Raw genomic sequence first — 12,698 nt, forward strand, 5'->3', positions numbered from 1 at the left:
TCCCTAGGCGTTATCTCGCTCACATTCGCGTTCACGCGGGCGAAAGTTCTCGTCCAGCTCCGGGTCCTCGCGGCAAAGCTGCTCGCTGGGCCCGCCGGGCACCGGGTCGATGCCTCCCTCGCAGCCGGGATGGCAGACGGCAATGCGCCGCGCGGCCATCAGCCCGCCCCTGAGCGGGCCATGCACCTGAATCGCCTCCACCGTATAGTGCGAGCAGCTCGGCCAGTAGCGGCAACGAGGCCCGAGCAGCGGGCTCAGCGTCATCTGGTAGACCTTGACCAGGCCAATCATCATCCAGCCAACGCCGTAGCGCAGGGCACGCAATAGCCGGGCCAGCCAGGCGGCGAGACAGGGCATCTCAGGCCTTGCCGTAAAGGGTGTCGGGGTCGATCAGCGGGGCCGAGGCAATCCTTGCCTCGTTGCCCTCCAGGGCCACATAAAAACAGCTACGCCGACCGGAATGACAGGCGGGACCGGTTTGATCCACCTGCAGCAGCAGGGTGTCGCCGTCGCAGTCCAGCGCGGCGGCCCGGAGGTGCTGCTGTTGGCCGGAGCTTTCCCCCTTGCGCCACAGCTTGCCCCGCGAACGAGACCAGTAGCAGACTCGGCCGGTGCGCAGGGTTTCCATCAGCGCTTCGCGATTCATCCAGGCCATCATCAGCACCTCCCCCGTGTCATGTTGCTGGGCGATAGCGGGCATCAGGCCGTCGGCATTGAAGCGTGCGGCGTCGAGCACCTGGGTCAGGGGATGGCGGCTATCGAAGTCGGCCCGTTCCAGGGTCTTGAAGGTATCGATCATGGAAGCTCCGCAGGGGCGGCAGGGCGCTCGGAGGCCTGTCGGCAGGCGTCACACTGGCCCAGCAGCTCTATGGTCTGACGCTGGATCTCGAAGCCCAGCTCTCTGGCGCGGCGCGCCAGGTGGTCGTTGATTTCATCCAGATGCAGCTCCTCGACCCGGCCACAGTGGCGGCAGATCAGCAGCTGAAACCCATGCACATGCTCCGGGCAGGGACACGCCACGTAGGCATTGAGGGACTCAATGCGGTGCACCAGGCCCTGGTCGATCAGGAACTCCAGTGCACGATAGACGGTGGGCGGCCGGGCCGCGGCATGCTCCTCGGCCAGGCGGTCCAGCAGATCATAGGCCTTCAGGCTGCCTGGCGTCTCGGCGATCATCTCCAGCACGCGCCGCCGAATCGGTGTGAAGCGCGCGCCGCGCTGCTGGCACTGCTGCGCTGCCTGGTCCAGCAGGGCACGGGAGTCTGGCATGACGACCATCAACTGACGAAATGAAGTGGCTATTCTACGCGCCGGACCCCAACCGGGCCAGCGGGTGTCAGCAGGCCTCGGCGGTCGAGCCGGGGCTGCCTTCGAGTTCGCTGCGGCGGGCGAAGTGGTGCTGGGCGAAAGCCACACGCTCCTCGGGGGGCACTCCGCGCGGCTGCTGCTCGATCAAATCCAGCCGTCGGCGCAGCCCTTCGCCGTTGGCCATCTGGATGGCCAGGCCAGGACGCGCATTGAGCTCCAGCAGCATGGGACCGTGGTCGCGGTCCAGCACCACATCGGTGCCCAGGTAGCCCAGCCCGGTCATTTCATAGCAGCCGGCGGCCAGCAGCAGCAGGGTCTGCCAGTCGGGGATATGCAGGCTGGCCAGTTCGTGGCCGGTGTCCGGGTGGTCAAGTCGGGTGCGGTCGAACTGTACGCCGCGGATGGCGGTGCCGGTAGCGATATCCAGCCCTACCCCCACGGCACCCTGATGCAGGTTGGCCTTGCCGTCCGAGGCCGCGGTGGAGAGACGCATCATCGCCATCACCGGGTAGCCGAGGAAGATGATGACGCGGATATCGGGCACACCCTCATAGGTGTACTCCGCCAGTCTCTCGTCGAAGTTGATGAGCGCCTCGACCACCGCCACATCGGGGGAGCCCCCCAGGGAGTAAAGGCCCGAAAGAATATTGGAGGCGTGGCGCTCGACATCCTGGAGAGTCAGCCGGGCACCACTGGGCTTGACGAAGACGCCTTCCTCGACGTGTTCAATCACGAGGATTCCCTTGCCGCCGCTGCCCTTGGCCGGCTTGATCACGAACCCATCGTGGCCGCTCAGCATCTCGCGCAGTTGCTTGACGCCAAACTGGGTAGCTACGGTGCCGATCAGAGCCGGCGTGGTGATGCCGTACTGCTGAGCCAGCAGTTTGGTCTTGAGCTTGTCGTCCACCAGCGGATAGAGACGTCGCTTATTGTAGCGACCGATATAGCGGATATTGCGACGGTTCATGCCGATGATGCCCTTGGCGCGCAGCTTCGCCGGTGACGTCCAGGTTCGCATCGTCCAGTGCCACATGGCGTTCAATCCTCGGTGACCGGTTTGAAGCGGCGCAGCTCGAGCAGCCGGTAGCCGGTATAGTTGCCGAGTAGCAGGATCAGCGCCATCAGAATCATCTGCACGCCCAGGAAGTTGAAGGTGATATGGCGCACCCAGGGATTGGTCATGGCCAGAAAGGCGATCACTGCAGTGAGAAGACTACCGCCGCCCTGGATCAGGACTTCCCTGGGGCCTTCTTCCTCCCAGAGGATCGACATACGCTCGATGGTCCAGGCGAGGATGATCATCGGGAAGAAGGTAATCGTCAGCCCCGCATTGAGACCGAAGCGGAAGGAGAGCACAGAGAACAGCGAGATAATGGCGATCACCGTGATGATCACCGCCGACACTCTCGCCACCAACAGCAGGTTGAGATAGGAAAGGTAGTTTCGGATCACCAGGCCTACCGCCACCACCAGCAGGAAGCCGACCAGGCCGGTGACCAAGGTGGTCTGAATAAAGGCCAGTGCAATCAGCACCGGCATGAAGGTGCCGGAAGTGCTGATACCCACCAGAATCCGCAGCAGCACCACGACCAGGGCGCCAATGGGGATCAGCAGGATCGTCTGGAACAGCGCTTGCTCCTCGAGGGGCAGGCTATGAATGGAGAAGGTGAGCAGGGTTTCCTCGGCCAGCTGGCTGCGCACCGCGGCGGCCGCTGGCTGGTTGCGGCTAAGCATCGAGAAGGTGACTCGTGAGTTGGTTCCTCCCTGGACTTCGAGCACCGCCTGGCCGGACGCTTCCCAGAGCAGCAGATTGTCGGGATGCCCCTGTTCGCCAGTGGCCGGATCGAACAGGGCCCAGCGTTCGCCGTCGAATACCTGCACCCACTGGCTGAGGGTCTGTCGCCGGCGGGCGTCTTCCAACACCAGTCCGCTGACCTCTCGGGCCGGCACACCGGCCTGATTGAGCAAGCGGACCAGCAGCGGGCCGCGTTCGAACTGGGTCAGCAGCAGGCGAGAATTTTCGCCCTGGCGTTCGTCGCCGAAGTCGCGGATCAACTCGCGGGCGAAGGTGGCGCCGTCGGCGCTGCGGTTCCAGGCGCGTTCGATCATCTGGGCCGCCGCGGTGTCGTAAGGGCGTTCCCAGATGATGTCGTTGCGCAGTTCCGGTGGTTCGATCTGGGGAGGGCTGGCGTCCGGGGTCACCAGCATCTGAGTGGTGTAGTAGAGCTGCTGGCTGCCGGAAGCCTCGCGAATGGACCACTGAGCGCGGCGACCGCCAGCCTCTTCCAGAAAGGCCAGGCCATAGCCCGGCGAGGCGGTATGCTCGGTCAGCAGCCGGAAGGACTGCTGACGGGTAGGCAGCGCCATGTTGACCAGCACCGGGCCATCCTGAGCAGTGAAGTTGATCAGCGCCTCGATCTCCCATACCTCGCGCTGTTCGCCCGGCGTCCAGGGCACCTCGAGGGTGATGTGACGATGCACGCTGAGGCCAATGCCGGCCACCATCAGCAGGCCGACAAGCAGATAGAAGGGCAGTCGTGACATGGGGCTTCCTTGGGAAAGCAGCAGACAGAACGCTAGCGCAGGGGCTTCTTAGCGTTCTTCGTCGTCGCGATCATTCTCGTCGACTTCGGCCTCGTCGGCCGGGCGTCCGCCTGGGAACTCGGGCCGCTCATGGAGATAGATCTCGGCTACATCGATCACCGCGATATCCATCAGGAAACGTCGTCCGAGCAGGACGGGGTAGTTGAGATGGGTACGGTCGTTCAGGGTGAATTCAACGAGTTCACGGATTGGCCCCAGGGTCATCATCAGGCTAACCACCGGGCGGGACGCTTCGCCAACGGCCTGAACGATGCGCACCCGACGTTCTACCGGCGCCTCAATCCATTCGTCGCGAACGTCTTCGACTATCACGTCATCTGCGGTGACGCCCAGCTTGAAGCGGACCCAGTTAGCGCCATCGCGCTCGAAGCGGGTGATCTCGCTAGCCGACAGCGATGAGGTGTTAGCGCCGGAGTCGATGCGCGCTTTGAGGTAGGTGCCCACGTCCTGCAGCCCGATCCATTCGCTGCGGCCAACCACGGCCTTGTTGGCCAGGCCCAGGTCGTCGGCGGTGCACTCCTGGGTGATCACTGGCGGCGCGGTCTCGGCGAGTTCCAGCCGCTCGACGTCGGCACGCAGGTGGCGCAGCAGGCTCCCGACCTCGCGCACGTCGGCCACCAGGGTCTGTTGAAGACGGGCATTCTCGGCGAGACTCGACAGCGGCAGGTCACAGCGGGCCGCCAGATCAGATTCCAGACGATCGATGCGCATCGCGAATTCGTCCGGACCCAGGACGGGTTCTGGCTCGCTTGGCTCGATGGGCATGGCGCAACCGGAGATCAGCAGCAGACCGAGTAAGACAGCACCGATGGAGAGCAAACGTCGTGACATGGGGCAGGGAGGTTCCTTGGGGTCGGTCGCGTATCGCGTGATCATAAGGAGTCCTTGGTTGGCTTGTCCAACCGGCGCAGAGGAAATCGCGGAAAAACCACAATGGTGCACGGCAGGTAACGCGTCGCCATCACGTCAATTTAACATAATATACATTATGCGAACTCAAGGATGCCCACATCTTGCCTGGAGGTTTCCTCTGGTTCTTGGCCTTATCCAAGGCTAGGATGGGAGAAATTTTCACACATCCTTTACGAGGAACGATCAATGTATCGAAAATTGCGGCTATACCCTCTGCTGGTCACTTTGCTTGCCCTACTCTTGACCGGTTGCAGCAGCGTCGACGTTGACCGCTACGCGGACACCACGCCGGTGCTTGATATTGGCGAGTACTTCGAGGGCAAAACTCGCGCCTGGGGCATGGTCCAGGACTACCGCGGAGAAGTGCAGCGCCGCTTCGTGGTCGACATCGACGGCGAACACGACGGCACCACTCTGGTGCTCGATGAGCATTTCGTCTATGACGATGGCGAGACCGATCGCCGCGTCTGGACCTTTCAGCGCCAGGATGATGGCCTCTGGATGGGTAGCGCCAACGACGTCGAGGGGCCCGTGCAAGCCCGCCAGGCCGGACATGCCTTCAACATGACCTACCGGCTTCCCGTGGAGGTCTCAGGACGTGAGATCACCTTTACCATGGACGACTGGATGTATCTCCAGCCTGACGGACGACTGATCAACCGCACATCAATGAAGAAGTTTGGCTTGACCCTGGCTGAGATCACGATTGTCTTCGAACGACTCGGCACCCGTTCAGACGACGGCGATTAATTAAGTTCCTGAATGCAGGCGCCCCCGACACCTGAGGTGTCGGGGGCGCTTTCGTGTCACTCTTCGGATCAGCCTATCAGGCTCAGCCTTCGTCGGAGGGTGCGTAGGACCCATCCTCACGGTGGACTTCTTTACCGGTCAGGCCCGGCGTGAAGACACAGGCCAGATGCATGGTCTTGCTGGCACGCAGCAAATGCTCATCATGCTGGTCGAGAATGTAGATGTCGCCCGGCTTGATAGGCCAGATCTTGCCGTCGGCCAGGGTCTCCACTTCCCCTTCCCCTTCGATGCAGAATACCGCCTCGAAGTGGTGCTTGTAGTGGATATGGGTCTCCGTGCCTTCATAGATCCGCGTGATATGGAAAGAACAGTTGCCGCCGTCATCGGCCAGGCTCAAGCGGGTGCTATCCCAGTTGCCGTTTTCGGCCTTGACCAGACGGTCTGTAGTACGGCACTCCTCGAGATTGCGAACGATCATGGATCAACTCCGGTAGTTGTAGTCGTAACGGGGGGTCGCCAGACCCGCCCATGGCACAGCCCGCAAGGGCAGTCGGTTCAGATTATCACTTAAGCACCTGCCTGGCGCTCTCTTCCCGAATGTCCAGGCTCTGATGGTTAGCGTTACGGAAAAGGTAACGGCAGATCTCCAGAGGGCTCAGATTCGGTCGGTCTGGAATGGACCAATGCGTACCAGGTTCTCCGGGTCGTGTTCTCCCCCCAGCTGGTCGGTGGAGAAGTACTCACGACTGTTGAGCGGCGCCTGCCAGCGGCCGGCCAAGCGACGAAACAGCCCCCAAGAGGCCTGATTATCGGGGGTGATGGTGGTCTCGAGGTGATGCACCTCGACCATCTCGGGTCGCGACATGACGGCCTCAACCAGGCGCCGGGCCAGGCCGGTGCCTCGGGCCTTCTCTCCTACTGCTACCTGCCAGAGAAAATAAGTGTCCGGTGCATTGCTCTTCACATAGCCGGAAACGAAGCCAACAATCTCACCCTCTTCATTGGTCGCCACCGCACAGCTGTCGCGGAACTGGGTCGCCAACAGCAGGTAGGCATAGGCCGAGTTAACGTCCAGCGGGGGGCAGGACTTGACCAACTCATAGATACCCCAACCGTCGTCCGGGTTGGGCTTGCGAATGAACAGCGAAGAACTGTCAGCACCGACGACGGCGTCTGCCACGCTAGGGCGGGCAAGGTCGGAGGACGGAGTAAAGGGCTCGGAAGTTGTCGTCATGGTCAGGTTCGCTGTGCGAATTTGTGAAATATCATACCAACGATGAGCTTTTTTTCAAATTTGGCGTTATTTTCCAAGGCGTCATCCATAATAAAATATTATGTGCAGCATGAAAGAGTCAGCTTAACGCCGCGACGGCGTGCGCAGGGTGACAAACTCCTCGGCCCCGGTGGGATGAATGCCCACGGTAGCGTCGAAATCGGCCTTGGTAAGACCCGCACGAACGGCGATGGCGATGCCCTGGATCACCTCCCCTGCCTCCTCGCCCACCATGTGGGCACCCACCACCACGTCGCTGGCATCGTCCACGACCAGCTTCATCAGGCAGCGCTCCTGGCTTCCCGACAGAGTATGCTTCATGGGACGGAAATCGGTGACATACACACGGATGTCACCACATTGCGAGCGGGCCTCCTCCTCTGAAAGTCCCACGGTGCCGATGTTGGGGTGGCAGAACACCGCGGTGGCAATATTGCGGTAGTCCAGAGGTGCAGCCGGCGGGGTGTCGCCAAAGTGATGAGCCACCAGGTGCATTGCCTCGGCCAGGGCTACCGGTGTCAGTTCGGGGCCACCGGTCACATCGCCCAGCGCCAGAATCGAGGGCAGCGAGGTCTCGAAGCGATCGTTGACCTTCACGTGGCCGCTGTCGGCGAGCGCGATCCCCAGAGCGTCAAGACCGAGACTCTCCAGATGCGGCCGGCGCCCCGTGGCGGCCAACACCGCATCCACCTCAAGCACCTCACCGCTGGTCAGAGTGACCGCCAACCCGCTCTCACGCTGATCGATGCGCTCAATGTTGGTATCGAAATGCAGGTTGACGCCCTTGGCGGCCATCTGGTCTCGGGTAAACTCGCGTACCTGCTGGTCGAAACCGCGCAGGAAGAGTTCACCGCGATAGATCAGGTGGGCCTGGCTACCCAGTCCATTGAAGATGCTGGCAAACTCCACGGCGATGTAACCACCGCCCAGCACCAGGAAACGCTCAGGGAAGGTGTCCAGGTCAAACACCTCGTTGGAGGTCAGGGTCAGCTCACTGCCTGGGAATTCGGGCACCCAGGGCCAGCCGCCCACGGCCACCAGGATTCGCTCAGCGCTATATGTCTCACCGGCCACCTCGACGGTGTGAGGGTCGAGGACGCGGGCTCGGCCCTGAATCAGGCGCACCCCGGCGCCCTCCAGCAGGCGACCATATATGCCGTTAAGGCGCTTGATCTCCCCCACCTTGTTGTCGCGCAGGGTTGCCCAGTCGAACGTTGGCTCCTCGGACAGCTGCCAGCCGAAGCCGCCGGCGTCTTCGAAGGCGTCATGGAAATGAGCGGCATAGGAGTAAAGCTTCTTGGGCACGCAACCCACATTCACACAGGTGCCGCCGAGGTAGCGGTCCTCGGCCACGGCAACCCGTGCGCCCATCGCCGCCGCGGTGCGAGCCGCGCGTACGCCGCCGGAGCCGGCGCCGATCACGAAGAGATCCCAATCATAGTGGGAGCCAGTATTGTCGGACACGAAATTCTCCTGTTGCTGAGGCCAGAGGCATGATGAGCCTTAGCGCCATGATAGCAGTCGCCTCTGTTCCTCGGCAGGTGGCGATTTGACCCGGCGTGTATTAACCGGGTAAAAAGCTTCGCCAGTGATCGCAGAACCCGCGCCCCACCCCTGATACGAGCGTCACAAAATGAAGAAGGACATCGAAGGCCTGCTGGAAAACAACCGCGTCTGGGCCGAGAAGGTCTGCCGCGACGACCCGGAGTTCTTCGAACGCCTCTCTCGGCAGCAGAACCCTGACTATCTGTGGATCGGCTGTTCCGATAGTCGCGTGCCGGCCAACCAGATCATCTCGCTGCCGCCAGGCGAGGTCTTCGTGCACCGCAATGTGGCCAATCTGGTCCACCACAACGATCTGAATGCTCTCTCGGTGCTTCAGTATGCCATCGAGGTACTAGGCGTGCGCCACATCATGGTGGTGGGGCATTACGGCTGCGGGGGAGTTCGGGCCGCAGTTGTCGGAGGCGACAATGGCATGGTGGACATCTGGCTGCATTCGGTGCGCGAGCTCTACAGCCGTCATCGCGCCTCGATCAAATCTCTTCCCCTCAGTGAGCAGATAAATCGCATCTGCGAGCTCAACGTCGAGGCCCAGGTGATGAACCTGTCTCGGACCAAGATCGTTCAGCATGCCTGGCAGCGCGGCCAAGAGGTGTCGGTGCACGGTTGGGTCTATGGACTGGCGGATGGCCGGGTCAAGGACCTGAACTGCAGCATCTCGGGGCTTGACCAGATCGAGGCCCTCTATCTCATTGAGGGCCTCTCTCCGGCCGGATAGGCTAGTAGCGGTAACGCCGGTGGCAGCTGCGGCATGTCAGGCTGAGATCGGAAAGCTCGCGGGTCGCCAGGCGGTAATCCTCTGCCTCGGCGGCCTCGCGCAAGGCAGCGACCCGCTCCTCCAGGGCCGAGAAACCTGCCTCGAACTCCTCCCACTCTTCCCAGATGCGTGCACGCGCCTCTGACCCCTGCCCATGGCTACCTTCTATGAAGGCGGGCAGCAGATGCTTACCGGTGGCAAGCTTGGCCAGTTCGTCCAGTCGGGGCTCGGCACCCCGGGCGTCACGGTTGTTGACCAGATCAAAACGCAGCTGTCGAACCAGCCGCTCTATGCCCTTGAGCTCTTCGCGCCGCCAGCTCACGGCATGGCGAGGATCGTCGAATTGCGGGCCCTCGTCATCGGGTGTCTCGGCCTGCAGCGGGCCGGCCAGCCCCAGGGCAAAGACAGCAATCAGCGATGTCCGCATCATCAATATGAAATCCTCTTCTGTGAATCGTCGCTGCGCATCATGCCAGTCGAACCGAGCCCTGTCTGCCCTGCCCGGCCAGTGAAAGGAAGGCTACAATGCATCAGGCGAATGTCTCGGCACCCAACGCGCATGGAGTTCGATGCTATGACCGAATGTGAACGCCAGCAGCATGCTCATCTGGATGCCCTGCTGCAGGCCTACCATGAGGCATTGGCGGTCCATAAGTTCGATGGCGTACTGGTCTTCAGCGGCCAGCCCGCTCGCCATTTTGGCGATGACCAACACGCCACCTTCACCGCCTACGGCCATTTCGTGCACTTGACCGGCCAGGCACATCTGGCTCACAGCTGGGTGATGGTGCGCCTCGGCGAGCCATCGACGCTCTACCTGCATTCTCCGGCAGACATCTGGCACCTTCCTGCCTACCTGCCAGAGGAGCCCTGGGTCGAGCGGTTCCGGGTCGAGCCGCGCAAGACTCATGAGCCCCCTGCCCTGCCACCGGGGCGCTTCGCCGTTCTCGGCGAGATCTCCGATGGTATGGCGCAGGTCATGGGCGCCGAGGCCAATCCTTCCGGCCTGGTCGCAGCCCTGAACGAGCTGAGGGTGCGCAAGAGCGCCTACGAGGTAAGCTGTTTGCGCAATGCTAACCACCAGGCCATGGCGGGCCACCTGTCCGCACGGGAGGCGTTTGATGCTGGCGGTGCGGAGTTCGACATCCAACTGGCCTATCTGGGCGGCGTTCGCCAACGCGAGAGCGAGTTGCCCTACCCGAATATCGTTGGGCTCAACGCCCACGGCGGCGTGCTTCACTACCAGCATTACGACACGGTGGCCCCCGAGAAACGACGTAGCCTTCTGCTGGATGCCGGCGTCCGCTATCGGGGATACTGCGCCGATATCACTCGCACCTGGCCGGGACATGACTCAGTCGCCGAGTTCACGCCGCTGATCGATGGCGTCACCTCGCTTCAGCACGACCTGATCGCCCAGCTCGCCCCCGGGGTCAGCTATGTGGATCTGCACCGGCGCATGCATGAGGGGCTCGCCGCGCTGTTGGTGGAACAGCGACTGGTGAACGCTTCCATCGAGTCGGTGCTGGAAAGCGGCCTCACCCAGGCCTTTTGCCCCCACGGGCTCGGCCACCTGCTCGGCGCGCAGGTCCACGATGTGGCCGGCCTCGTCGACGCCACCGGCCAGCGGCGGCCGCCTCCTGCCGAGCACCCGGCGCTGCGCCTGACCCGGGAACTGGAGGTCGGCATGGTAGTTACCGTGGAGCCGGGGCTTTATATCATCCCCATGCTGCTTGAGACACATCGCCATCGTCCCGAGGTTAACTGGGACCGAGTGGACCAACTGGCCGACCATGGCGGCATCCGCATCGAGGACAACGTCCTGGTGACCGCAGCCGGCCCCGACAATCTCACTCCCCAGGAGCCATGAGCCCGCCATGATCGGTCAGCTGCATCGTGCCGACTTTGTGCCCCCCGCCGGGCTGGCCAACCGCCACGTCCAGACACTGCTGCCTCGATTGCTGCCACGCCGTCGCTTGCCCCATCGCTGGGAAACGCTGACGCTGCCAGACGGCGACATCGTGGAGCTTACCTGGGTGACGCCAGGCCCCGAGGATACCGCCGCGCCGCTGTTCATTCTCTTCCACGGCCTCGAGGGCTCCTTCGATTCCCCCTATGCCCGGGAACTGCTGGCCGCGGCCGACGCCTTGGGATGGCGGGCAGTGCTGATGCACTTCCGCGGCTGCGGGCGCCTGCCCAACCGTCTGCCCCGTGCCTACCACAGCGGCGATACCGCCGACGCCTACTGGCTGATTGGCCAACTGGCCCATCGCTACCCGCGCGCACTCAAGGTTGCCGCGGGGGTATCCCTGGGCGCCAACATGCTGGTCAAGCTGGTGGCCGAACAGGGAGGCGACGGCCTGGACCTGGCCGGTGCCATCGCCATCAGCGCCCCGCTGGATCTGTCGGCCAGCGCCGACTGCCTGCAGCAGGGCTTCTCCCGAGTCTACCAGCGCCATCTGCTTGCCTCGCTGAAGGCCAAGACGGCCCGTCGGCTAGCAGACCTCCCGCTGGATCTCAGCACCGAGCGGCTCAGGGGGCTGCGCACCCTGCGCGACTACGACGATGTCGTCACCGCCCCGCTTCACGGTTTTCGCGATGCCGCAGACTACTACCGCCGCGCCTCCGCGGGCCGCTGGCTGGGTCAGTTGGAACTGCCCACCCTGGTCCTTCACGCCGAGGATGACCCTTTTATGCCGCCGGATCTGTTCGACCGACTACCGGCTCCGGGCGAATCGGTACGGGTCGAACTGGCCCGTTGCGGGGGCCATGTAGGGTTCATGGAATGGCGCGACGGGCGATGGCGCTCGTGGTTGGCGCGCCGAGTGACTCGCCAGCTCGAAGACTGGACACCGACATTATCTGGCCGGCCTCGTCGTCTGCCTGCCGAGAGCGAACCGCCGTTCCGCTGACGGCGGTGAGAGGCTCAGCTATTGGCGGGAAGCTGGCACCGCGAGTTCACTCCTTCAGCCGGTCGGCGAAGCGCTGGGCCAGCTTGTGACGCTTGGGGGGAATCAGGAACTGGCAGTAGGCGTTGCCGGGATTTTTCGTGAAGTAGTCCTGGTGGTACTCCTCGGCGGGATGGAACGCCTCCAGAGGCGTCACCTCGGTAACAATGGGTGCCGAATAGTCGCCCTCCATTTGAGCGATCATTTCCTGCGCCTGCTCAGCCTGGGCCTCATTCAGGGTGAAGATGACCGAGCGATACTGGGTACCTACGTCGTTGCCCTGGCGGTTGAGCGTGGTGGGGTCGTGCAGGGCAAAGAAGATCGTCAGCAGGTCCCGAAACCCGACCACTGAAGGATCGTAGGTCAGCTCGACCACCTCGGCATGGCCAGTAGTGCCGCGGCACACCGCCTCGTAGCGGGGTGCCGGATCATGTCCCCCCGCGTAACCGCACACCACCTGCTCCACGCCAGCTACCAGGCGGTAGCTGGCGTCCAGGCACCAGAAGCATCCGCCGCCCAGCACACAGGTTTCCGTTGCCATATTGTGTTCCCTCCAAGGATTGTCGATGGATGTTCATTGTTA

General features: G+C 62.8%; 15 protein-coding genes. 4 read left to right on the forward strand and 11 right to left on the reverse strand.

Going from position 1 to position 12,698, the window contains the following annotated elements; translation table 11 throughout:
• Positions 1 to 3: 3 nt before the first annotated feature.
• The 6 genes from yidD to ACFODV_RS14650 form a co-directional block, all read right to left on the reverse strand.
• A complete protein-coding gene (yidD, locus tag ACFODV_RS14625) occupies positions 4 to 294 on the reverse strand; it encodes a membrane protein insertion efficiency factor YidD (RefSeq protein ID WP_379760912.1) in 291 nt (96 codons plus the stop codon).
• A gap of 64 nt (positions 295 to 358) precedes the next feature.
• Positions 359 to 799 (reverse strand): phosphoribosyl-AMP cyclohydrolase, encoded by a 441-nt coding sequence (hisI, locus tag ACFODV_RS14630; RefSeq protein ID WP_379760710.1) that lies wholly within the window; start codon positions 797 to 799, stop codon positions 359 to 361.
• Positions 796 to 1,269, reverse strand: coding sequence for a Fur family transcriptional regulator (locus ACFODV_RS14635; RefSeq protein ID WP_379760712.1), 474 nt, complete (start codon positions 1,267 to 1,269; stop codon positions 796 to 798). The genes hisI and ACFODV_RS14635 overlap by 4 nt, the downstream gene beginning before the upstream one ends.
• A gap of 67 nt (positions 1,270 to 1,336) precedes the next feature.
• Positions 1,337 to 2,341: an alpha-L-glutamate ligase-like protein gene (locus ACFODV_RS14640; protein ID WP_379760714.1), complete on the reverse strand. Its 1,005-nt coding sequence runs from the start codon at positions 2,339 to 2,341 to the stop codon at positions 1,337 to 1,339.
• A gap of 5 nt (positions 2,342 to 2,346) precedes the next feature.
• Positions 2,347 to 3,852: a UUP1 family membrane protein gene (locus ACFODV_RS14645; protein WP_379760716.1), complete on the reverse strand. Its 1,506-nt coding sequence runs from the start codon at positions 3,850 to 3,852 to the stop codon at positions 2,347 to 2,349.
• 48 nt (positions 3,853 to 3,900) lie between these two features.
• Positions 3,901 to 4,743 carry an ATP-dependent zinc protease family protein gene (locus ACFODV_RS14650; protein WP_379760718.1) on the reverse strand — a complete coding sequence of 281 codons (843 nt, stop codon included), beginning with the start codon at positions 4,741 to 4,743 and terminating at the stop codon, positions 3,901 to 3,903.
• A 267-nt stretch (positions 4,744 to 5,010) separates the two neighbouring features.
• On the opposite strand from ACFODV_RS14650, the gene ACFODV_RS14655 reads away from it, so the two are divergent.
• Entirely contained in the window at positions 5,011 to 5,574 is a 564-nt protein-coding gene (locus ACFODV_RS14655) for a DUF3833 domain-containing protein (RefSeq protein ID WP_379760720.1), read from the forward strand.
• Positions 5,575 to 5,656: 82 nt separating this feature from the next.
• Here the strand turns inward: ACFODV_RS14655 and ACFODV_RS14660 are convergent, their stop codons facing one another.
• The 3 genes from ACFODV_RS14660 to gorA all read right to left on the reverse strand — a co-directional run bounded on the left by ACFODV_RS14660 (position 5,657) and on the right by gorA (position 8,311).
• Positions 5,657 to 6,052: an ectoine synthase gene (locus ACFODV_RS14660; RefSeq protein ID WP_379760722.1), complete on the reverse strand. Its 396-nt coding sequence runs from the start codon at positions 6,050 to 6,052 to the stop codon at positions 5,657 to 5,659.
• A gap of 177 nt (positions 6,053 to 6,229) precedes the next feature.
• Positions 6,230 to 6,808, reverse strand: a complete 579-nt coding sequence (gene ectA / locus ACFODV_RS14665) for a diaminobutyrate acetyltransferase (protein WP_379760724.1) — start codon at positions 6,806 to 6,808, stop codon at positions 6,230 to 6,232.
• 123 nt (positions 6,809 to 6,931) lie between these two features.
• Positions 6,932 to 8,311, reverse strand: a complete 1,380-nt coding sequence (gene gorA, locus ACFODV_RS14670) for a glutathione-disulfide reductase (protein ID WP_379760726.1) — start codon at positions 8,309 to 8,311, stop codon at positions 6,932 to 6,934.
• A gap of 169 nt (positions 8,312 to 8,480) precedes the next feature.
• Between gorA and can the strand changes: the two genes are divergently transcribed.
• Entirely contained in the window at positions 8,481 to 9,128 is a 648-nt protein-coding gene (can, locus tag ACFODV_RS14675) for a carbonate dehydratase (protein WP_379760728.1), read from the forward strand.
• Between the two features lies 1 nt (position 9,129).
• Here can and ACFODV_RS14680 read toward each other — a convergent pair whose 3' ends face one another.
• Complete coding sequence (locus ACFODV_RS14680) at positions 9,130 to 9,597, reverse strand: cytochrome c (protein WP_379760730.1); 468 nt, start codon at positions 9,595 to 9,597, stop codon at positions 9,130 to 9,132.
• A 144-nt stretch (positions 9,598 to 9,741) separates the two neighbouring features.
• Here ACFODV_RS14680 and pepQ point away from each other — a divergent pair, with 144 nt between their 5' ends.
• Positions 9,742 to 11,037: a Xaa-Pro dipeptidase gene (gene pepQ / locus ACFODV_RS14685; RefSeq protein WP_379760732.1), complete on the forward strand. Its 1,296-nt coding sequence runs from the start codon at positions 9,742 to 9,744 to the stop codon at positions 11,035 to 11,037.
• 7 nt (positions 11,038 to 11,044) lie between these two features.
• Positions 11,045 to 12,079: a hydrolase gene (locus ACFODV_RS14690; protein ID WP_379760734.1), complete on the forward strand. Its 1,035-nt coding sequence runs from the start codon at positions 11,045 to 11,047 to the stop codon at positions 12,077 to 12,079.
• Positions 12,080 to 12,125: 46 nt separating this feature from the next.
• Here ACFODV_RS14690 and msrA read toward each other — a convergent pair whose 3' ends face one another.
• The gene (gene msrA, locus ACFODV_RS14695) at positions 12,126 to 12,656 is read right to left on the reverse strand and encodes a peptide-methionine (S)-S-oxide reductase MsrA (protein WP_379760736.1); all 531 of its coding nucleotides are present in this window, start codon (positions 12,654 to 12,656) and stop codon (positions 12,126 to 12,128) included.
• Positions 12,657 to 12,698 lie beyond the last annotated feature (42 nt).

Origin of the sequence: Halomonas tibetensis (assembly GCF_042643535.1) — a bacterium.
Lineage (GTDB): Bacteria > Pseudomonadota > Gammaproteobacteria > Pseudomonadales > Halomonadaceae > Halomonas > Halomonas tibetensis.